At 43.0% G+C, this 20399-nt stretch carries 24 protein-coding genes; 2 read left to right on the plus strand and 22 right to left on the minus strand.

Annotation, left to right across the window (positions count from 1 at the left end):
* Positions 1–11: 11 nt before the first annotated feature.
* The 16 genes from yqeH to fabT all read right to left on the minus strand — a co-directional run bounded on the left by yqeH (position 12) and on the right by fabT (position 13189).
* Positions 12–1130, minus strand: a complete 1119-nt coding sequence (yqeH, locus tag CXM95_RS10225) for a ribosome biogenesis GTPase YqeH (RefSeq protein WP_008378172.1) — start codon at positions 1128–1130, stop codon at positions 12–14.
* 1 nt (position 1131) lies between these two features.
* Complete coding sequence (locus CXM95_RS10230; RefSeq protein ID WP_008378174.1) at positions 1132–1656, minus strand: YqeG family HAD IIIA-type phosphatase; 525 nt, start codon at positions 1654–1656, stop codon at positions 1132–1134.
* Positions 1657–2016: 360 nt separating this feature from the next.
* On the minus strand, positions 2017–2742 hold the full coding sequence (locus CXM95_RS10240; protein ID WP_005235590.1) for an amino acid ABC transporter ATP-binding protein: 726 nt from the start codon (positions 2740–2742) through the stop codon (positions 2017–2019).
* Between the two features lie 16 nt (positions 2743–2758).
* The gene (locus CXM95_RS10245) at positions 2759–3448 is read right to left on the minus strand and encodes an amino acid ABC transporter permease (protein ID WP_005225900.1); all 690 of its coding nucleotides are present in this window, start codon (positions 3446–3448) and stop codon (positions 2759–2761) included.
* 22 nt (positions 3449–3470) lie between these two features.
* Positions 3471–4316 carry a transporter substrate-binding domain-containing protein gene (locus CXM95_RS10250; protein ID WP_005235588.1) on the minus strand — a complete coding sequence of 282 codons (846 nt, stop codon included), beginning with the start codon at positions 4314–4316 and terminating at the stop codon, positions 3471–3473.
* 190 nt (positions 4317–4506) lie between these two features.
* A complete protein-coding gene (locus CXM95_RS10255) occupies positions 4507–5292 on the minus strand; it encodes an acetyl-CoA carboxylase carboxyl transferase subunit alpha (RefSeq protein ID WP_005235587.1) in 786 nt (261 codons plus the stop codon).
* Positions 5285–6154 (minus strand): acetyl-CoA carboxylase, carboxyltransferase subunit beta, encoded by an 870-nt coding sequence (accD, locus tag CXM95_RS10260; RefSeq protein ID WP_005235586.1) that lies wholly within the window; start codon positions 6152–6154, stop codon positions 5285–5287. Before accD ends, CXM95_RS10255 begins: the two co-directional genes overlap by 8 nt.
* 12 nt (positions 6155–6166) lie before the next feature.
* Positions 6167–7531: an acetyl-CoA carboxylase biotin carboxylase subunit gene (locus CXM95_RS10265; protein ID WP_005235585.1), complete on the minus strand. Its 1365-nt coding sequence runs from the start codon at positions 7529–7531 to the stop codon at positions 6167–6169.
* Between the two features lie 7 nt (positions 7532–7538).
* Positions 7539–7967, minus strand: coding sequence for a 3-hydroxyacyl-ACP dehydratase FabZ (gene fabZ / locus CXM95_RS10270; protein WP_005225895.1), 429 nt, complete (start codon positions 7965–7967; stop codon positions 7539–7541).
* A gap of 4 nt (positions 7968–7971) precedes the next feature.
* On the minus strand, positions 7972–8454 hold the full coding sequence (gene accB, locus CXM95_RS10275; RefSeq protein ID WP_101699135.1) for an acetyl-CoA carboxylase biotin carboxyl carrier protein: 483 nt from the start codon (positions 8452–8454) through the stop codon (positions 7972–7974).
* Complete coding sequence (fabF, locus tag CXM95_RS10280; protein ID WP_016610185.1) at positions 8455–9693, minus strand: beta-ketoacyl-ACP synthase II; 1239 nt, start codon at positions 9691–9693, stop codon at positions 8455–8457. It abuts the gene before it with no gap.
* A 12-nt stretch (positions 9694–9705) separates the two neighbouring features.
* On the minus strand, positions 9706–10443 hold the full coding sequence (gene fabG / locus CXM95_RS10285; RefSeq protein WP_016620362.1) for a 3-oxoacyl-[acyl-carrier-protein] reductase: 738 nt from the start codon (positions 10441–10443) through the stop codon (positions 9706–9708).
* 9 nt (positions 10444–10452) lie between these two features.
* Positions 10453–11376: an ACP S-malonyltransferase gene (fabD, locus tag CXM95_RS10290; RefSeq protein WP_101699136.1), complete on the minus strand. Its 924-nt coding sequence runs from the start codon at positions 11374–11376 to the stop codon at positions 10453–10455.
* A 123-nt stretch (positions 11377–11499) separates the two neighbouring features.
* Positions 11500–11724, minus strand: a complete 225-nt coding sequence (locus CXM95_RS10295) for an acyl carrier protein (RefSeq protein ID WP_005225890.1) — start codon at positions 11722–11724, stop codon at positions 11500–11502.
* Positions 11725–11776: 52 nt separating this feature from the next.
* Positions 11777–12739: a beta-ketoacyl-ACP synthase III gene (locus tag CXM95_RS10300; protein ID WP_101699137.1), complete on the minus strand. Its 963-nt coding sequence runs from the start codon at positions 12737–12739 to the stop codon at positions 11777–11779.
* A 9-nt stretch (positions 12740–12748) separates the two neighbouring features.
* Positions 12749–13189, minus strand: coding sequence for a fatty acid biosynthesis transcriptional regulator FabT (gene fabT / locus CXM95_RS10305; protein WP_008378199.1), 441 nt, complete (start codon positions 13187–13189; stop codon positions 12749–12751).
* A 320-nt stretch (positions 13190–13509) separates the two neighbouring features.
* On the opposite strand from fabT, the gene CXM95_RS18990 reads away from it, so the two are divergent.
* Positions 13510–13968 (plus strand): GIY-YIG nuclease family protein, encoded by a 459-nt coding sequence (locus CXM95_RS18990; RefSeq protein WP_233499039.1) that lies wholly within the window; start codon positions 13510–13512, stop codon positions 13966–13968.
* Between the two features lie 47 nt (positions 13969–14015).
* The gene (locus CXM95_RS18995; RefSeq protein WP_233499040.1) at positions 14016–14450 is read left to right on the plus strand and encodes a hypothetical protein; all 435 of its coding nucleotides are present in this window, start codon (positions 14016–14018) and stop codon (positions 14448–14450) included.
* Positions 14451–14518: 68 nt separating this feature from the next.
* Here the strand turns inward: CXM95_RS18995 and CXM95_RS10315 are convergent, their stop codons facing one another.
* From CXM95_RS10315 to CXM95_RS10340, 6 genes are all read right to left on the minus strand, one after another.
* Entirely contained in the window at positions 14519–14749 is a 231-nt protein-coding gene (locus CXM95_RS10315; protein WP_005225886.1) for a YkuJ family protein, read from the minus strand.
* 83 nt (positions 14750–14832) lie between these two features.
* Positions 14833–15708 carry an NAD(P)-dependent oxidoreductase gene (locus tag CXM95_RS10320; RefSeq protein ID WP_101699138.1) on the minus strand — a complete coding sequence of 292 codons (876 nt, stop codon included), beginning with the start codon at positions 15706–15708 and terminating at the stop codon, positions 14833–14835.
* Positions 15709–15781: 73 nt separating this feature from the next.
* Positions 15782–17014, minus strand: coding sequence for a glycosyltransferase family 4 protein (locus tag CXM95_RS10325; RefSeq protein WP_005235570.1), 1233 nt, complete (start codon positions 17012–17014; stop codon positions 15782–15784).
* A gap of 31 nt (positions 17015–17045) precedes the next feature.
* A complete protein-coding gene (locus CXM95_RS10330) occupies positions 17046–18056 on the minus strand; it encodes a glycosyltransferase (protein WP_005235568.1) in 1011 nt (336 codons plus the stop codon).
* Positions 18057–18321: 265 nt separating this feature from the next.
* Positions 18322–20049 (minus strand): phosphoenolpyruvate--protein phosphotransferase, encoded by a 1728-nt coding sequence (gene ptsP, locus CXM95_RS10335; RefSeq protein WP_008378209.1) that lies wholly within the window; start codon positions 20047–20049, stop codon positions 18322–18324.
* Positions 20049–20315 carry a phosphocarrier protein HPr gene (locus CXM95_RS10340; protein WP_003126335.1) on the minus strand — a complete coding sequence of 89 codons (267 nt, stop codon included), beginning with the start codon at positions 20313–20315 and terminating at the stop codon, positions 20049–20051. Before CXM95_RS10340 ends, ptsP begins: the two co-directional genes overlap by 1 nt.
* Between the last annotated feature and the right edge of the window lie 84 nt (positions 20316–20399).

A 20399-nucleotide genomic window follows, 5' to 3' on the forward strand; every position in this document is an offset into this window, starting at 1 on the left:
TTCCTTCTTCCTTATACTAATGCTTTACGTCTAAGCACATCGACACCTTTTGGCGCCCACCCGGCGATGACACATGGTTTGGTGATCGTGATCCAGCCAAGTCCAGCAAAAACGATATCGGTTTTTTCTTTGATTGAAAATTCGAAACGGACGAGTTCAGGAAAATCCGCCACTTCATCTGCTCGTGGCGGCTGCAGCAGCCCACCAACATGTTTCTCATAAAATTCATCGGCTTTACTTAATTTGGTCCGATGGATCGCTACATCATTCGCTACATAGGCAACAAACGAACTTCGTTCTCCTTGTATGAAATCAAAACGGGCAAGTCCCCCTAAGAACAAGGTTTGTTCAGGGTTCAATTGATACACTTTCGGTTTAATTTCTTTGGCTGGTGCCACGATTTTCAGATCTTTTTTACCTAAATAGTGTGCCATTTGATGACGATGAATGATTCCTGGTGTGTCGATCAAAAAGTGCCCGTCGTCCAATGGAATCTCAATTTTATCCAATGTAGTTCCAGGGAATCGCGAAGTGGTGATCAGCTCGTTGATCCCTGCTGTTTGTTTGATGATTTGATTGATCAATGTTGATTTTCCAACATTCGTCACACCAACCACATACACATCACGACCTTCACGATACGTTTCGATCGCTTGTAGCAACGCTTGGGTTTCACCCGGTTTCTTGGCACTCGTCAACAATACATCGACGGGTCTTAAACCGACTTCGTAAGCCCGTTCCTTCATCCATTGGGTCATTTTCGATTTTTTCAAAGATTTCGGTAAAATATCCACCTTGTTGCCCACTAATAAAACAGGATTATCACCAACAAAGCGGTGCAGTCCTGGGATCAATGAACCATTAAAGTCAAAAATATCGACGACATTAACGATCAAGGCGTCTTTTTCCCCGATTTCATTCAGCAAACGTAGGAAATCATCGTCTGTCAGCGCGACATCTTGGATCTCATTGTAATGGCGCAAGCGGAAGCAGCGTTGACAATAGACTTCTCCTGATTCAAGTCCTTTTTCTAATGCAGATTGCGGGGTGTACCCCAATTCGTTAGGATTTGTTGTTTGAATCAATGCCCCGCAGCCGATACAGTGAATTTCTTCGATTCCTTCTGTCATATTAAATTCCTCCACGCCATTTTAACTCTGGGTTGTGTTTCAATAAATAGTTCATGATTTTTCTTTCTGCTGCTCGATTAAACTGGGTTTTCCAAGAATCCGTTGGTATCACTGGTTTCACTAGAATGCTGCGAACACCAGCACGATTGGCACCTCGTACATCCGTCATAATCTGATCGCCGATCATGACAACCTCTTCTTTTTTCAAGCCTAATTGCTGATACCCTTGTTTGATCCCTCTTGAAAAAGGTTTTAATGCGCGGTGTACGTACTTTAAACCAAAAGGCGCAACAGCCCGTGCCACGCGTTCACTATTGTTGTTAGAAACGACAATCACCGGTATGCCAGCGTTTTTCATTTCCAATAACCAGTTTTTTAATTCTTCAGTTCCATCAGGATTATTCCAAGCAATCAAGGTATTATCAAGATCGGTCAAAATCCCTTTGATCCCCTGTGCCTTTAGTTGGCTAGGGGTGATTTTATAAATCGCATCGACCATCCAAGTCGGTTTATAATTTGAAAACATAGAATCTCCTTTACTATCTGATTTCTTCGCATGTTAAAAGTCGGCGACTAGTCATCGATCCACATAGTCGATCTTTAAAAAGAAACCGTACTAGCTGTTGACAAGCAAGCAGGCAGTTTCTAAAAGGATCAGACCTCTTCAACCTGTAATTATACAATAGAATCTTTTTGAATACTAGCAAGTGCGCTAGTTTCTGCAGGTTTCTTGTAAAAGAACTGAAAAACGAAGGTGTCGAAACAACAGTTTGTTCCATCACTTCTTTAAAGTATTCTTTTTTTCCGTCAAAAAAGCATCCTTTTACTGAAAGGATGCTTAGAAAAAGTCCAAAATTGTCATTTGCAACTGCGAGCTTCTCGCATTTTACAATACTTTACTTAAAAAATCAATGGTTCTCGGGTTTTTCGGATGATCAAAGAGCTGTTCTGGCGTTCCTTCCTCCATAATGATTCCCTGATCCATAAATAAAATCCGATCCGCGACTTCCTTCGCAAAGCCCATTTCATGAGTGACGATGACCATCGTCATTCCTTGCTGAGCCAAACGCTGCATAACGGACAATACTTCGCCAACCATTTCAGGGTCTAACGCAGAAGTCGGTTCATCAAAGAGCATCACATCCGGTTCCATCGCCAAGGCACGTGCAATAGCGATCCGTTGCATTTGTCCACCAGATAGACTTTGTGGATAGGAGTTTGCCTTATCAGGCAGACCTACATCATTCAATAGTTGCTTTGCTAGTGTTTCAGCAGCTGGTTTTGCTATCTTTTTGACTTTCGTCGGGGACAAAGTAATGTTTTCTAAAACCGTCATATTCGGAAAAAGATTGAAATTTTGAAAAACCATGCCCATTTTTTCCCGCATCTTATACAAATCATTCTTTGGATCGGTAATATCGGTTCCTTCAAAAAAGATTTTTCCGCTTGTCGGTACTTCTAGTAAGTTTAAACAGCGTAAGAACGTGCTTTTTCCTGAACCAGATGGTCCAATCACCACAACGACTTCTCCTTGCTCGATCGTCGTTGTGATCCCTTTTAGCACTTGATTGCTGCCAAAGGTTTTGTGTAACTCTTGAATATCTAACATCATAGCTTGTCTTCTCCTTTTAACGACGATAGCCTTTTCCTAGTTTCTTTTCCCATAAACTCAATAGTCGCGAAGTCGTAAACGTCAAGATGAAATAAATGACCGCCGCCACATAGAAAGGCGTTAATGGTTGGAAAGAACTGGTGACAACGATCTGCGCACTATTCATCAGCTCGTAGATGCCGATCGTTGAAAGCAAAGAGGAATCCTTGATCAAAACGATAAATTCATTGCCTAGTGGCGGCAAGATGTTGCGTAGTGCTTGTGGCAATACGACATAACGCATCGTTTGAAAAGGCCGCAGCCCTAAAGAACCAGCCGCTTCTGTTTGACCGTAATCAACGGCATTGATTCCCCCTCGGACGATCTCAGCAACATATGCCCCAGAATTAAGCGAGAGCGCAATGATCCCAGGAAATAACCGCCCAAAATCAAGACTCAACACACCGATCGAGACTGTCGGCAAGGCAAACATGCCTTGCAAAAGACCAAAAGCGATCAATATCTGCACCAACATTGGTGTGCCGCGGATGACTTCAATATACGCATTAGCAAACCAGCGCAAAGGCGTCACTTTTGATAATTTCATTAGGGCAAAAATCACCCCTAGAATCGTTCCAAAGATCACGGTGATGATAGAGATCACGATGGTGATCACCACACCAGAAAGAAAATAAGGGTAATATATCGCTAAAAAGGATAAATCCATAATTGTGTCTACTCCGTTCTATCTATTGCGCCGCATTTTCGTTGGCTAGATCTGTGTTCTTTTGTACATACTCATCGATTGTACCATCTTCAATCAATTCTTTCAAAATACTGTTTAGCTCTTCTTGTAGTTCGGTACTCCCTTTAGGTAAAGCAATTGCATAAGAATCGCCTTCAGACGCTTCTAATGCTACATCAGTGATCACGAGGTCATCATTTTGTGCAACATACGATTCAGCCACCGCACTTTCAAGCACCAAACCATCGATCGATCCTTGTTTCAATTCATTGACTAGATTCGGAACTTTGGCGATGGAAACCAATTGCGAATCCGCTAATTGGTCTTGAACGATCATTTCTTGGATCGAGCCTTTTTGAGCGCCCACCTTTTTGCCAGACAAGCTTTCGATTGAATCAAATGCCGACTCATTGTTTTTATTAACAACTACTTTTTGTTCTGGTGTAAAATAGTTATCGGTGAAATCAAAAGTCTGTTTACGTTCGTCAGTTGCTGAGATGCCTGAAACAGCGATATCGGCTTTTCCTTGTTGCAAAGCAGTCAAGACAGCATTGAAATCAAGGTCCAAAATATTCACTTCGACACCAAGACGATCAGCGATCTCATTGACCATATCGATATCTGCGCCCACGATCGTATCTTTGCCATCAATCAAGGCATGAAATTCAAAGGGGGCAAAGTCAGCAGAAGTTGCCACATTCAACACACCGGCTGCTTTGATGGCTTCCAATTGGTTATCCGCCGAACCGCTGGCACTAGAACTGCCAGTACTCGATGAGCCGCCATTTCCACAAGCTCCTAAAACCAAAATCCCCGTCAATACAACAAGTGCTCCAAATAATTTTTTCATTAAAAACGCTCCTCTTCAAAACAAATATTTATGCAATATAATCTTCTTATATTCAGAATATATACATAATAGCACAGAATAATTAAATTTTAAACTAAAGACTTCGTCATTTGCACGATTTATTCAATAACACTTTTAATAAAAAAATACTAGGATACCCTCTCTCTAATCAGAGTGGATATCCTAGTTGTTAAAATCGGCGAAAACGCTGATACCTTGCCTCAAGCAATTCTTCTGTTTGCAACGTAGAAAGTTCAGCGAGTTTCGTTGAAATTGCCGCTTTCATCTGTTCCATCAATTGCTCTTTCGGTAAAAAGGCCTCTTCATGGGTTTCAGCAATCACTTTTTCAATAACGCCTAATTCAAATAGTTCTTGGGCAGTGATCTTCATTAAACCAGCAGCTTCTTTGGCCCGGCTACCATCTTTCCATAGGATCGAAGCAAAGCCTTCGGGAGATAAAATGGCATAGATCGAATGTTCCATCATCCAAACCTCATCGCCTAATGCCAGTGCTAAGGCACCGCCGCTGCCGCCTTCACCAATGATGATTGCCAAGATCGGCACCGTTAAATCGGACATTTCCATCAAGTTACGGGCAATCGCTTCACCTTCTCCCCGTTCTTCCGCGCCAATACCACAAAACGCCCCTGCTGTATTGATCAATGTGACCACAGGTCGCTGAAATTTTTCTGCTTGCTTCATTAGGCGTAACGCTTTTCGATAGCCTTCAGGATGTGGTGAGCCAAAGTTTCTGCGTAAATTTTCAGGTAGATTACGGCCTTTTTGAATACCGATCACGGTCACTGGCTTGCCATCTAAACAAGCTATCCCGCCAACAACGGCTTCATCTTCGCCAAACAGACGGTCTCCATGAAACTCTTCAAACTCAGAAAAAATGCCTTCAAAGTAATCCAGTGCCGTCAAGCGGTCTTTGCTGCGAGCGAGTTCAACGATTTCGTGGGCTGCTCTAGTCATTGCGATTCCATCCTTTCCGCGTATGCAAAGAAATCAAATGGTAGATTTTCTCCCGCAAGTTCGTCCGTGGAACGATTTGATCGACAAAGCCATGATCTAACAGGAACTCTGCCTTTTGAAAATCTTCAGGTAGTTCCTGACGAATGGTTTGTTCAATCACACGTCGTCCAGCAAAACCGATCAATGCTTGCGGTTCTGCCAGGATGATATCCCCTTCCATCGCAAAACTAGCGGTAACGCCACCGGTGGTCGGGTCCGTTAAAACCGTTAGATAAAACAAGCCAGCTTTACTGTGGCGTTTTACTGCCGCGGAGATCTTCGCCATTTGCATCAGTGACAAAATCCCTTCTTGCATCCGAGCCCCACCCGAAGCGGTAAAAAGAACAACTGGTAGCTGTTTTTCGATCGCACGTTCAAACAAACGGGTGATTTTCTCCCCCACGACCGTTCCCATACTGCCCATGATGAAATTCGCATCCATGACACCGATTGCTAACGGCAATCCTCGAACTTTGGCTTCTCCCGTTAGAACAGCCTCATGCAAACCAGTTTTTTCTTGCATTTGTGCGACTTTATCCAGGTACCCTGGGAAATCAAGGGGATCTTTTGTGGTAACATCTGTGTCCCATTCTTCAAAACTTTTTTCATCAATCGTGATAGCGATCCGTTCCCAGGCGCTGATCCGGAAATTATACCCGCAGTGGGGACAGACTTTTTCTGCCCCCATCTCCTTCGTATAAAGCGTTCGTTTGCAACTAGGACATTTCGCCCAAAGATTATCTGGGACGACTGGTTCGTTCGTTGGCAGCTGACCTCGATTAGGATTGATGCGAATGTAGTTTTTTTTCTTAAATAAAGCCACTCAACTTCCCTCCTATTGTTCAGGTGTCCAATTTGGCAAAAATTCCTCTTGTAAAAAGGCGGTTGTATAGTCTCCCGCAATCACTTTCGGGTGACTGATCAAGTCCATTTGGAATTCTGCATTCGTAATGACACCATCGGTCACTAATTCAGCTAACGCCCGCTGCATTTTCATCAATGCTTCAAAACGGTTCTCGCCGTGAACGATCACTTTAGCGATCATGGAATCATAATAAGGCGGGATCGTATAGCCGGAATACATGGCACTGTCTACCCGTACACCCAAGCCTCCACCAGGCAGAAATAAATTGTTGATCTTGCCTGGTGACGGTGCAAAATTGAAGGCTGGATTTTCTGCATTGATCCGACATTCGATTGCCGCACCTGTCATCTTGATGTCTGCTTGTGTCAAGCCTAGCGGTTCACCACTAGCAACTTCGAGTTGTTTTTTGACTAGATCAATGTTAGTCACCATTTCAGTGATGGGGTGTTCCACTTGGATTCGAGTGTTCATTTCCATGAAATAAAACGCCCCAGTGTCTGCCATTAAAAACTCGATCGTGCCGGCATTGCGATACCCTACCGCTTGTGCGGCACGTACCGCTGCTTCTCCTAGCTCTGCTCGTTTGCTTTCAGAAATCACCACAGAAGGAGATTCTTCCAACACTTTTTGGTTGTTGCGTTGCAGCGAGCAATCGCGTTCACCAAGGTGGATAATATTACCAAAAGAATCACCTAACACTTGCACTTCTATGTGTCGAGCAGGATAAATGATTTTTTCAATGTACATTTCATCGTTGCCAAATGCCGCTTTCGCCTCTTGCTGTGCCGAAGCAAAATGATGTGGTAACGCTTCTTTATCGGCGACTTTCCGTATCCCTTTACCGCCACCGCCGGCTGCTGCTTTGAGCATGACCGGGTAACCAATCTCTTCAGCGATCGTTAAAGCTTCTTCCACATCAGAAATCGCGCCTTTGCTTCCGGGAATGACCGGTACTTCTGCTTCGATCATCAAGCGTCTTGCATTGATTTTGTTTCCCATTGCATCGATAGTCTCACTCTTTGGCCCAATAAAGACGATATTGCATTCCTCGCACATCGCAGCAAAGCGGCTATTCTCTGAAAGAAAGCCAAAGCCGGGATGGATCGCCTCAGCCTTTGTGACGATCGCAGCGCTTAGGATCTGCTGTACATTCAAATAAGAGTCAGCTGCTTTGGCAGGTCCGATACAAATCGCTTCATCGGCAAGCTCTGTGTGCAACGCTTCTTTATCTGCTTCTGAATAAACGGCGACCGTTTGAATACCTAATTCGCGACAAGCGCGAATGATACGTACGGCGATTTCGCCACGGTTTGCGATCAATACTTTAGAAAACATGTCTCACCTATCCAATCATGAAAGTCAATTCTGCTTCCGCCACTTTTTTCCCATCAACATAGGCAATTCCTTTGCCGATGCCGGCTGCAGATTTTACTTTGATTATTTCTACTTCTAAGATCAAGGTATCGCCTGGTGTTACTTTTTTTCTGAATTTTGCTTTGTCTAAACCGCCAAAGTAGGCAGTTTTCCCACGAAAGTCTTCCAATGACAATAATGCCACAGCACCTGCTTGCGCCATTGCTTCCACGATCAATACTCCAGGCATCACTGGTTCATGGGGAAAATGGCCTTGGAAAAACGGCTCATTAATGGTAACGTTTTTCTTCGCAACGACCCGTTTGCCTTCTTCTAACTCCTCAACGCGATCCACTAAAAGCATCGGATAACGATGAGGGATGATTTCTTTGATTTCTTGAATCGTTAATGCGCTCATTGCTTTACCCTTCTTTCACACGGAATAATGGTTGATTGAATTCAACGATTTGTTCGCTTTCAACCAAGACTTCAACCAATTCGCCATCGACGTCGCTGACGATTTCATTCATGACTTTCATCGCTTCAACGATACAAAGAATATCGCCTTTTTTCACGTGATCGCCGATTTGCTTAAAGTTATCTTTGTCAGGACTTGGTTTCAAATAAACGACACCCACTAATGGCGAGACAACTTCTTTGCCCTCTAAGACAGGTTTCGCCGCTTCTACTGTGTCAGGTGTCGCTGAGACAGCAGGCGTTGGTACAACAGGAGTTGGCGCAGCATTCGCTGCAGGAGCAGACGCAGGTGTAGATTGTGCATTTTGTAGCCCACTTGTCGTATTTTTATTAAAATAAAGTTCAAACGTCTCTTTTTTTAATTGAAGCTCAGTTAACGTCGATTGATCGAATTGGCTGAGCAGCTCTTTTATCTCATGTGTTTCCAATTACGCTTCCTCCCAACGTTTCAGCAAGATCACTGCATTATGACCGCCAAACCCAAGTGAATTACTCATGGCATAGGTCAATTCTGCTGGTTGGCTTTGATTGATAACAACGTTCAAGTCGATCTCAGGATCTTGTTCTGTCACGTTGATGGTTGGTGGAATAAATTGATGTTGTAATGCTAATAGTGAAGCAATGGCTTCGATTCCACCAGCCGCCCCAAGCAAATGACCAGTCATTGACTTTGTACTGCTGACATATGGTTTTTTATAGTCTTCGCCCAATCCGTATTGGATCGATGTCGCTTCTGCACTGTCATTGGCGGGCGTGCTTGTACCGTGGGCATTGATGTAACCAACTTCAGCTGGGGTAATCGCCGCTTCTTGCATCGCTAATTTCATTGCTTTTCCAGCACCTGATCCATCAGGGTTTGGCGCAGTCATATGGTAGGCATCACAGTTCGCACCGTATCCTACGACTTCACCTAAAATCGTTGCCCCACGTTTTTGTGCATGCGCCAATGATTCTAAAATAAAGACGCCAGCGCCTTCACCCATGACAAATCCACTACGATTTTTATCAAACGGAACGGAAGCTTTGTCAGGGTCTGATTCAGTGGTTAACGCCGTCAGAGAAGCAAAACCAGCAATACCGATTTCACAGATCGTCGCTTCTGAACCACCAGCGATCATGACATCTGCATAGCCATGCTTGATGTTTCGGAAAGCTTCACCGATTGAATGGGTACCAGAAGCACAGGCGGAAACAGTCGTCGTACAAATGCCTTTCGCACCTACCCGTAACGCAATGTTGCCGGCAACCATATTTACGATCGACATCGGTACGAACATTGGTGATACCCGATTTGCTCCTTTGTCATGCATTCGAATCACTTGGTCTTGAATCGTTGGCAAGCCGCCGATCCCCGAACCAACCATCACGCCAAAACGATCCACATCAATGGTTTCTGTATCTAACTTCGCCATTTCCATCGCTTCTAAGGCCGCATAAATTCCATAAATGGAAAAAAGATCCATCCGCTTCGTATCTTTTTTAACGAAGTACTTTTCTAACGGAAAATCTTTGACTTCAGCAGCAACTGAGATCCCTGTTGCTTCTGCATCAAATTTTGTAATCGGGCCGATGCCGTTGGTCCCGTTTTGTAAACTTGCTAAAAATGTTTCTGGGTCATTTCCGATTGGAGAAGTGACGCCGTATCCTGTAACTACTACTCGATTCATCTATTCTTCCTCCTACCCTTGCATTGCCATCCCGCCGTCTACACTGATCACCTGACCAGTGATGTAGGGGCTTTTTGCTAAAAAGACTGCTGTTTGCGCAACATCCTGTGTTGAACCAAAACGCTGTAATGGAATAGTTGCCAATGATTGTTCTTTGACTTTATCCGACAGCACCTCAGTCATCTCTGTTTCGATAAATCCTGGGGCGATCGCATTGCAGGTAATCCCCCGAGCAGCACCTTCACGAGCGGCAGATTTCGTAAAACCGATCACGCCGGCTTTACTTGCCGCGTAGTTGGCTTGCCCGATATTTCCCGTCAAGCCGACCACACTCGTCAAATTGATGATGCGGCCTTCTCGCAGCTTCATCATTTTTTTCAGCGCGTGCTGCGTCATATTGAAGGTACCAGTCAAATTGATTTTGATCACGGAATCAAAATCTTCCGGTTTCATTCTCAACAATAATTTGTCATTCGTGATCCCGGCATTATTGACCAAAATGTGGATCGGTCCGACTGCCGCTTCTGCTTCCGAAAGCATGGCTGCCGCTTGATCAAAATCAGAAATGTCCCCATTGATTGCTACACATTTCACGCCGTAGCTGGTGATGCGATCGATCAGTGACTGGGGAATTTCTTTTCGTCCATTTAAAACGATATTCGCTCCTTCTTTGGCAAAGGCTTCCGCGATAGTAAAACCGATCCCTCGCGAGCTACCAGTTACAAAGACGTTTTTATTTTGCAGATCCATAAATTCCTCCTAGTTGAATCGGGCTAGTGTATCTGCCAACGTTTGGCTATCTTCTACACGCGCAGTCTGGATTTCTTTGTCTATTTTCTTCATAAAACCGCTCAATACTTTTCCTGGTCCGATCTCGATGACTTGTTGGATGCCAAGTTCCTTCAGTGTCGCAATGCTTTCGTAAAAACGCACTGGCGATTTCACTTGCAACGTCAACAGTTCCTTGATTTGGTCTTGCTGCATCGGCTGCGCGGTCGTATTGCTGATGACAGGTACTTGCAACTCATCAAAGGTAATTTGAGCTAATTCCTGTGCTAATTGCTGCGATGCCGGTTCCAACAAAGCAGTATGGAAAGGACCGCTGACATTTAAAGGAATCACCCGTTTGGTTCCAGCAGCTTGTAACAATTCCACCGCTTTATCCACTGCCGGCGCTTCACCGCCAATAACGATCTGCTGCGGCGTATTGTAATTCGCTGGTGTCACGATCCCGACTTGACTTGCTTCTTTACAGATTTCTTCAATCGTTTCAGCGGGTGTGTTCATCACAGCGACCATTTTCCCAACACCTGCAGGCGCCGCACTTGCCATATACCGACCGCGCTTTTGCACCAATGCGACTGCGGTCTGGAAATCAAGCGCACCACTAGCGACTAAGGCTGTATATTCACCTAAACTTAAGCCAGCAACAGCATCTGCTTCGATTCCTTGCGCATCCAAAAGTCGCCAAAAAGCCGTGCTTACTGTTAAAATGGCAGGCTGTGTATATTCCGTCTGGTTTAAACGTTCGTTTTCAGTAAAGCATAACTCGGCCATATCATATCCTAGAATAGTGCTGGATTGTTCAAACGTCTCACGAACGATGGCTTCTTGGTGATAGAGCTCTTCCCCCATTTTGGGGTACTGTGCACCTTGACCGCTAAATAAAAAGGCTGTCTTCATCTTGCACTCCTTCATTACTTTGTTCGTTGTTGTTGGAGAACATGGCTTCTTGCAGTTCGTCTATGAATCAGCAAAAACACGTTCTTAAAAAGGAAAGGCTAGGCTGTCTGCCTAGCCTTTGTTTTATGCTTGTTGTTTTTCTACATATTTAACTAGATCTTCAACGGTTGTGATACCATCTTCTGTTTCGATCTTCACATCGAATTCATCTTCGATCTCGTTAATGATTTGGAAAAGATCTAAGCTGTCTGCTTCTAAATCTTCTTGGATGTTCGTGTTCAATTTGATTTCTTCTTTTTCTTTTCCTAATTCTTCTGCTACGATTTCTTGAATTTTTTCGAATACCATGTGTATATTCCTCCAATGTGTTTTTCAATAGTAATTTTGTTTCGTGAACAAGTTATAAGGTGGCTAACATAGTTCCCCATGTCAATCCGCCGCCAAAACCTGAGAACACCACTTTTTGACCACTGCCAAGAGACAGTGTACCTCGTTTGATTTCTTCATCTAGCAATAACGGAATCGAGGCTGCCGAAGTATTGCCATAATCTTGCATATTTTGCAAAAATTTCTCACGGGGTTGCTTCAGCTTGCGAGCAACTTTGTCTAAAATGCGTGAATTTGCTTGGTGAAGCAAAAAATAATCAATTGCTTCATCTTGTATCAGATCATTGATCGAGGCGACCACATCACGCGTCGCAAAATCAAAGATTTCTCGTCCAATCATTTGCATACAAGCACTATACGCCGGAACGTTTTGTGAAAAAGGATTCTCATTCGTCCGAAAACCAGATGTTAAGGACATGCCTCGCGTCCCATCTGCTTTTAAAGACTCTTTGAGCAAATGCTGCTCTGAAGATGCTTCCAGCAATAGACCACCGGCACCATCTCCGAATAAAACAGCCGTCGAACGGTCGTTCCAATCCAAGACCTTTGAAAGTACTTCTCCACCGATGACCAATCCTTTTTTAGCGCCTGTTCGAATCAGTTTTTCAGCCATAGACAATGCATAAACGAAACCAGCACATGCTGCACTGATATCAAAAGCAAAGGCATTGACTGCCCCAATCGCCCCTTGGACTTGGCAAGCAACCGCCGGTGTATTGAAATCCGGTGTGATCGTCGCTACCAAGATAAAATCCAGACTTTCTGCTGAAAGCTGAGCATCTTGCAAGAGCGTTTGAGCGACGCGAATACAAAGGTCAGAAGTGTTTTCGCCAACAGCGACTCTTCTTTTTTTGATTCCCGTGCGAGAATGAATCCATTCATCTGAAGTATCCATCAAATTTGATAGATCATCATTTGTTACGATTTTTTCTGGAACATAACTTGCAGTCGCGGTAATTTTTCCAAACATATTCATCCATTATTCTCACTTATAATCTTGTAAAAAGTCATGCAGATTTTTCAGTGCTTTCAACAGTGCCTGTTCCTCTTCAGGAGACATCTGACTCAAGACACCTTTCACCATCTCACGATGAAAATGCTGATGAACACGATAAAGGAGTTTTCCTTTTTTCGTCAAACCTAGTTTGACGACTCGCCGATCATCTTCACTGCGAATCCGTTCTACATATTCTTTTTTCACCAAACGATTGATCGCGATGGTCAAAGTCCCAACAGTGATCGAAAGCTCTTTGGCAACTTCAGTCGTGGTCTTTTTTTTGTACATCCCGATGGCTTCGATGGTATGCATTTCGGTAATTGAAAGGTCTTTGAATTGAGATTTTTTCAATTCAGATTCTTCAATCACTAAGATGTCATTAAAGACGCTGACTAAGTAGTCATTAACTGTTTCTAAATTGGGTTCCATAACCTTCACCATCCGAATACTTTGATAATCAAATCATTTGATAGTCAAACTATATCGGAAGTTATTGAGAAATGCAAGAATTTTTTCGAACTTTTTTTATTTTTAAGCACATTTTTATTTGAGAACTGATTTTCTAAGATTCTAAAAGCTGCGAGTTGACAAAATAATCTGTTTCCGTTATAGAGAAATTTCCTTTGAATGTCAAAGTTTATCATTGCGTTGTCTCCACTCTATTCCTATTTTTTTCTTGTCAATGGCCAGCAAACGTTGCTCTCTCCGCTCTCATCTGCTACTCTTTGAAGGAAGGAGAGGAACGATCGATGAATCCGAACAAAGAGTTTCTAAAAAACAAAGCAAATGCACTGCCTGAAAAGCCTGGCGTTTATCTAATGAAAGATCAACACAACGAAGTCTTGTATGTGGGAAAAGCCAAATCATTGAAGCAGCGTGTCGTTTCCTACTTCCGAAAAAACCAGCAGCATGCGAATAAGGTACTTCGACTTGTTTATAATGTCGTTGATTTTGAAACCATCGAAACAGATACCGAATTGGATGCACTATTACTTGAATGTCGTTTGATCCAAGCTTTTCATCCTATCTACAACCGCCAAATGAACCATTCAGCGAACTATTGCTTTGTTGATTTGACGAATCATAGCTTCACGATCACTCAAACACCACAAATTGGCAGTTATGGCCCCTTTCGGCAAACAAAAAATTGCCTGTGTTGTTTCAATTATTGTCAGAAACGTTTCAATTGCCGACTGTCAACGAACTGACGCTATTAACCTTACGTAAACAACTCCCTCAAATGGAGGCGTATCCCTTGGAAGAGAAGTGGCGAGAGATCGGCTGTTTTTTTGCAGGAAAGAAGACAGACTGTTTTTCACTCCTTAAAAAACGCTTGGCATACCTGATTGATCACTTATTGTTTGAACAAGCTAGTGTACTGCAGCGAGAGATCCATTTAGCAGAAAGCTTTTACCAAGAAATCGTGAGGGTCAATCAGTTCATTCAAGAACCGGAAGTGATTTTTTCGATTCCCCTTGACTTAGAGGAGCCAGTATCACAGACGACTCAACTCAAATACTATCAAGTCAGCTTTGGTAAGTTGATCCAAACAAACATTCTTTCTCCCGAAGAAACATTCCAGCCACTTCCGCCATCAAGCGCTGCGCTGCCTTTAGCCCCGGAAGATCTCGATCCATTAGGGATCATCCTTAATCACCTGTACCGCCAAGAAAAAGCAGCAGATAAATAAAAAACAGCAAGCCCAAGTAGGCTTGCTGTATAGAAATGAGAAAGCGACGACGAACGTCCCACTCATTCTTATTGGATCAAATCATAGATTTCCATGGCTACAATATCAACATTATCAAATTGATAAGATTGACTTGATTCTGCTTCCGTTAATTCAAACGTTTCTGTCGAATTGTCATAAGTAACGGTACATTTTTCGACGCCTTCTTTTTCAAAACGACGTACTTGAACTTCATTGTCTTGCGCTTCGACCATCGCTTCTAAACGTTTGATGATAGCGACTAATTGCGAACTTTTCATTCGTAAGCCTCCTTTTTCTGTCCGTTATATTGTATCAAAACATCCTCTATCTTGCATTGATTTTTCGTATTTTTTTTGTCATTTTAAGATTTTTTTCCATCTTGCCACCAAAGTTTAATCAGCGCCTGCGTTCCGTCATTTTCATAGCCTTTTTCAGCCAACTGATCATACAATTTTTTAGCTAAAGTGGTGCTTGGCAAATCCAATCCCATCTTCTTGGCTTCATCCAGAGCGATCCCCAGATCTTTGATGAAATGTTTGACAAAAAAACCTGGTGAATAATCCTCTTTTAGGATACGTGGACTGTAATTCGTCATGGACCAATTGGCAGCACCACCGCCAGAAAGGGTGTCAATCACTCGTGGTAAATCTAGACCCGCTTGGTTCGCATAGACCAGCATTTCTGTCATCCCCGTCATGGTTCCGGCAATCATGATCTGATTGGCCATTTTCGTATGCTGACCCTTTCCTGCCCCTCCTTGAAGTTGAAACGTCTTTCCTAATACTTCAAAAAGTGGTTTTACTTGTTGGTAAGCTTCTTCATCGCCACCAACCATAATCGTTAGCGTGGCATTTTTGGCACCAAGGTCACCACCAGAAACTGGCGCATCGATACTCGCAGCACCTTTTTCCTTCGCTGTCTGATAGATTCGTTCTGCCAAATCAGGTGTACTGGTGGTAAAATCCACCAATGTTATGCCCGTCACAGCCGTTTGAAAAATCCCTTGAGGCCCATAGTAAACTTCTTCAACGTCGGATGGATACCCAACCATTGTAAAGATGATTTCACTTTCTGATGCAACTTCTGTTGGGGTGTCACACCAAATTGCTCCATTCGCAACGAGTTCATCTGTTTTTGCTTTCGTCCGATTGTAAACATTCACTGTATGTCCTGCAGCTAAGAGATGACCAACCATCGCTTGACCCATGACACCAGTACCGATAAATCCTAATTTCATGCAGATCCCTCCAAAATAAAAAAGTTCATGTCTTTAGTATACGCTAAAACATGAACTTGCGAAAATTTTCTGTTTAATCGATCGTTCGGCGAAAAGCCTTTAATTTGACTTTGAATTTTTCTAACGTCTGCTCGGTTTCTTTCTCGATGCGTTCGGTTTCATAATAGGCAACCATATCATGGTAGAAAGACAGCATCGACTCACCAAAGCGTAATGCCGAGATCTCGTACATCTTCCTAGAAAGAACTTCGGGATCAGCAGGAATCTTTTGTTCATAATAATCAATAAATGCTTTTGCGAAATCCCGATCACTCTCAAAGGTGACGCCTAACGATGGATCATCGATCAAGGTGTTTAAGTAATCATTGCCTTCAACGACTAATGGGGTCCCAGCAGCCATTGCTTCCGTGTATGTCAGTCCTTGTGTTTCTGAAGTGGAGGCACTGACGAAGTAATCGGCAGCGTGGTAATAGATCGCCACTTTATCATTCGCCACTTCGCCGACAAATTGAACATGGTCAGTTAGCGCCATATCCACCACTTTTTCTTCTAATTTTTCTTTATGCGGACCTTTCCCAACGATCACTAATTGCGCATCAGGAATCTTGGTTAGAATTTCCGGCATTCCATCGATGATCGCTTGGATATTCTTTTCATAAGAAATACGACTGAGAGAAAGCAGCATGGGTTGATCCTCAGTGATGCCTAATTTCTCCCGCAATTCTTTTTTCATTTCAGATGTAATGTCCGGTCGACGAAACTTCTCGACTTCGATCCCTGTGGGGATGATCCGCATCGGTGAAACCACACCATACCCCCTCAGCGTATCGATGACTCGTTCACTTGGACAAACAACACCTGTCGAGTGGTTGGCAAATAGCCGCGAAAGATATTTCACGTGAGACGGCCGTAAGACCTTCCCATTGGCGATGTAGTGCAAGTAGTCTTCATACATCGTATGGTAGGTATGGATCACAGGAATTTGCAATTTGCGCCCCACCATTTTCCCTAACATCCCAGAGCCAAACTCGGTATGGGTATGGATCAATTCCAACTCTAACTCTTTGGCGATCAAATAGGCATACAACATGCCGCGCACTACGATTCGCCGATCTTTGAAGGACACAAACGGGACACTTGGCATGCGAATGATATCTTCTTCGTCTAGATCAGCATTGGGATCGGTCGTAGTAAAGATATACACTTTATGGCCTTTTTTCTCAAGCTCTTCTTTCAATGTCTTGATCGATGTCGCCACACCACTTACCTGGGGGAAGTAGGTGTCTGTAAAAAATCCGATTTTCAAAACGGTACCTCCAAACTTTACATTAGTTTCTTTATTCCGTATTCATCACTTTTGTATAAACTTCTTTTAGCTCATATCCGATTTCATCAATACTCTTTTGCTTGGCCGTTTCATAACCCGCTTCACTTAACTGTGGCAACGTGCCATCTACGATTCCTTTGATTTTCTCGATAAACCCTTGATTGGTTTTCTCCATGTATGCATTGTGCCCATTGCTTAGCCACCCTTTATATACTGGAATATCCCGAACAAGCACATTTTGGTGGCTGGCTAACGCCTCAAGGACCACGATCCCTTCTGTTTCTTCATAGGAAGGAAAGAAGAACAGATCAGCCGCTGAATATGCCCCTTCGATGATGTCTCCTTTGATATAGCCGGGAAACAGCACATTTTCTGGATGGTCTTCATTGACAAGGTCGCGAATCTGCTTAGGAATCGTCATCATTGGTGTATGACCAAACCAGATAAACGTATATTCAGGCAATTGTCTAGCTATCTCTACAAAATCAAGAATGCCTTTTCGTTCAAAAAACAAGCCGACCGATATAATGACTTTTTGATCAGGTAAAAGCTGAAAATACTCACGAAAGGCTTTTTCTTTCTCATGATCCGGCTGATATTTGTCAAGATCGATCCCGTTTGAGATCGCTTCGATCGGCACTTGGATACCATACCCTTCCAAAAGTTCTTTCGAATAAGGGGTCGGGGTGATCAATTGATCGGCTCTGGAATAAAGATTGATCAAATATTTTTTATATAATGGCGAAAGCTGATTTGAACCGATAAATGAATTCCGAAAATCCTCTTCTGTAGAATGGGCATGGTAAATCACTTTTTTTCCTTGTCTTTTGGCTTTATTGACCATATGCATACTATTGATTCCATACGTGTTGATGTGAAGAATGTCATAATCCTCATCATTTTTATCAAGAGTAAAAGGAATCCCGACAGATGTCAGCGCTCGTTGCTGATGGGCCAATGCGCGACCGATACCTGATTTAGCTAATAATTTTTCTCCTTCAAAATAAAGAAGTACTTTCAAAGATGATTCCTCCTTGGAAATGCTTATATCTGATATTAGTATACCATAGGCGATCGCAGAGATACTCCTACCATGGTCCTAGATTTTGTTCCCCATTTAACCATGATACGGGAAAAACTCAGGGAATCATAGCTTAATTCCAAGATATGACAAAACTGTTCGTTTTCTGAAAAAAGTAGTAAGTTGTTGCAAGTCAAATCAAACAAAATGTCTTCTTAAAACAAAAAAAGGCAACAAGCAAAAATTGCTTGTTGCCTAGAAATGATTATTTTACATACTGTTCGATTAACTCTACAACTTCTTCCATTGTATCGCAATCTTCTAAAGCACGTTTTGCTAATTCTTGCATGTCAGTGGTTGACAAACGTTTCATTAAGCTACGTGTTTTCAGAACAGATGTTGCACTCATTGAGAACTCATCTAAGCCCATACCTACAAGAAGTGGCACAGCAGTTTGATCGCCGGCCATTTCTCCACACATACCAGCCCATTTGCCTTCAGCATGCGCTGAATCGATCACGTTTTTGATCAAGCGTAAGATGGATGGGTTGTATGGTTGGTACAAGTAAGACACGCGTTCATTCATGCGGTCTGCAGCCATTGTGTATTGGATCAAGTCATTGGTACCAATACTGAAGAAGTCAACTTCCTTCGCAAACTTGTCTGCTAAGACAGCTGCTGCTGGAATTTCGATCATGATTCCGACTTGGATCTCGTTAGAAATCTCAACGCCTTCGTCAATCAATTTTTGACGCTCTTCTTCATACATTTTCTTCGCTGTACGGAACTCTTTCAATGTTGCCACCATTGGGAACATAATACGTAAGTTACCATGAGCAGAAGCACGTAACAACGCACGAAGTTGGGTACGGAACATGTCGTCCCCAAGTTCAGACAAGCTGATACGCAATGCACGATAGCCTAAGAAAGGATTCATTTCATGAGGCAATTTTAAGTAAGGAAGTTCTTTATCGCCACCGATATCCATTGTGCGGACAACCACTGGTTTTCCAGCCATTCCTTCTAGAACTGCTTTATACGCTTTATATTGGTCTTCTTCTGTTGGGAAATCAGGAGAATCCATGTACAAGAATTCAGTCCGGTATAAACCGACTGCTTCTGCACCATTGTTGTGGACACCTTCTAAATCTTTTGGTGTACCAATGTTCGCAGCTAATTCAAAGTGCTTACCATCAGCCGTAACTGTTTCAGCATCTTTTAATTTTTCCCACTCTGCTTTTTGATCTGCGTAGGCTTTCCCAGCTTCAACAAATTCAGCCGCTTGGTCATCTGTCGGGTTGACGATAACGTCACCGATAATGCCGTTAACAGCTAAGATGTCGCCCGCTTTCACTTTTGCAGTGATCTCCATCGTTCCAACGATTGCTGGGATTTCAAGAGAACGTGCCATGATTGCGGAATGAGAAGTACGTCCACCGATATCTGTTACAAAAGCTTTAACAAAGTTGCGGTCTAATTGTGCGGTATCACTTGGTGTCAAGTCATGCGCAACAACGACTACTTCTTCGTTGATCATTGAAGGATTAGGCAAAGTCACATTCAACAAATGCGCCAAGATACGTTTAGCAACATCTTTGATGTCAGCTGCCCGTTCTTGCATGTAAGCATTGTCATCCATTGCTTCAAACATACCAATATACATGTCAGTAACTTCTTTCAATGCAGCTTCTGCATTGACTTTGTTATCTGTCACGTTTTGTTTGATTTGACCGATCATCTCAGGATCTGAAAGAACCATTAAATGAGCATCAAATACTTGTGCTTCTGCTTCACCTAAAGTTTGCGCTGCTTTGTCGCGGATTTGTTGTAATTCCGCTGTTGACTTCGCTAACGCATCATCTAAGCGTGCTTCCTCTGCTGCAGTATCTTCAACTGATACTTTTGAAAAAGATAAATCAGGTTGTACTAACAGGTAGGCTTTCGCAACGGCTACACCATCACTAGCAGCAATTCCTTTTAGCATCTCAACCATTATTCAGACAAACCTTCTTTTTTCATTGTTTCTACGATTGCAGCGATTGCATCTGCTTCGTCAGCACCTTCAGCAGTGATAGTTACATCAGAACCTTGGCCAACACCTAATGACATTACGCCCATGATTGATTTAAGGTTTACTGATTTACCTTTGTACTCTAAGTTGATATCAGAGTTGAATTTGCTTGCTGTTTGAACCAATAATGTAGCTGGACGTGCGTGAATCCCTGTCTCAGCAACTACGTGAAAATCTTTCTTTTCCATATTGATCAATCTCCTTTATGATACGTTTTTTTGTGTGAAGGCAAAATTTCCATGCATGCAATGATACCCGAAAAAAATCGCCCT

The organism is Enterococcus sp. CR-Ec1, from assembly GCF_002850555.1.
Classification (GTDB): domain Bacteria; phylum Bacillota; class Bacilli; order Lactobacillales; family Enterococcaceae; genus Enterococcus_D; species Enterococcus_D entomosocium.

Excerpts from the sequence above, each read along its gene's own strand:
- yqeH (WP_008378172.1), bottom strand. The coding sequence starts at position 1,130 with ATGACAGAAGGAATCGAAGAAATTCACTGTATCGGCTGCGGGGCATTG.
- CXM95_RS10230 (WP_008378174.1), bottom strand. The coding sequence starts at position 1,656 with ATGTTTTCAAATTATAAACCGACTTGGATGGTCGATGCGATTTATAAA.
- CXM95_RS10240 (WP_005235590.1), bottom strand. The coding sequence starts at position 2,742 with ATGATGTTAGATATTCAAGAGTTACACAAAACCTTTGGCAGCAATCAA.
- CXM95_RS10245 (WP_005225900.1), bottom strand. The coding sequence starts at position 3,448 with ATGGATTTATCCTTTTTAGCGATATATTACCCTTATTTTCTTTCTGGT.
- CXM95_RS10250 (WP_005235588.1), bottom strand. The coding sequence starts at position 4,316 with ATGAAAAAATTATTTGGAGCACTTGTTGTATTGACGGGGATTTTGGTT.
- CXM95_RS10255 (WP_005235587.1), bottom strand. The coding sequence starts at position 5,292 with ATGACTAGAGCAGCCCACGAAATCGTTGAACTCGCTCGCAGCAAAGAC.
- CXM95_RS10265 (WP_005235585.1), bottom strand. The coding sequence starts at position 7,531 with ATGTTTTCTAAAGTATTGATCGCAAACCGTGGCGAAATCGCCGTACGT.
- fabZ (WP_005225895.1), bottom strand. The coding sequence starts at position 7,967 with ATGAGCGCATTAACGATTCAAGAAATCAAAGAAATCATCCCTCATCGT.
- fabF (WP_016610185.1), bottom strand. The coding sequence starts at position 9,693 with ATGAATCGAGTAGTAGTTACAGGATACGGCGTCACTTCTCCAATCGGA.
- fabG (WP_016620362.1), bottom strand. The coding sequence starts at position 10,443 with ATGGATCTGCAAAATAAAAACGTCTTTGTAACTGGTAGCTCGCGAGGG.
- fabD (WP_101699136.1), bottom strand. The coding sequence starts at position 11,376 with ATGAAGACAGCCTTTTTATTTAGCGGTCAAGGTGCACAGTACCCCAAA.
- CXM95_RS10295 (WP_005225890.1), bottom strand. The coding sequence starts at position 11,724 with ATGGTATTCGAAAAAATTCAAGAAATCGTAGCAGAAGAATTAGGAAAA.
- CXM95_RS10300 (WP_101699137.1), bottom strand. The coding sequence starts at position 12,739 with ATGAATATGTTTGGAAAAATTACCGCGACTGCAAGTTATGTTCCAGAA.
- fabT (WP_008378199.1), bottom strand. The coding sequence starts at position 13,189 with ATGGAACCCAATTTAGAAACAGTTAATGACTACTTAGTCAGCGTCTTT.
- CXM95_RS18990 (WP_233499039.1), top strand. The coding sequence starts at position 13,510 with ATGAATCCGAACAAAGAGTTTCTAAAAAACAAAGCAAATGCACTGCCT.
- CXM95_RS10315 (WP_005225886.1), bottom strand. The coding sequence starts at position 14,749 with ATGAAAAGTTCGCAATTAGTCGCTATCATCAAACGTTTAGAAGCGATG.
- CXM95_RS10320 (WP_101699138.1), bottom strand. The coding sequence starts at position 15,708 with ATGAAATTAGGATTTATCGGTACTGGTGTCATGGGTCAAGCGATGGTT.
- ptsP (WP_008378209.1), bottom strand. The coding sequence starts at position 20,049 with ATGGTTGAGATGCTAAAAGGAATTGCTGCTAGTGATGGTGTAGCCGTT.
- CXM95_RS10340 (WP_003126335.1), bottom strand. The coding sequence starts at position 20,315 with ATGGAAAAGAAAGATTTTCACGTAGTTGCTGAGACAGGGATTCACGCA.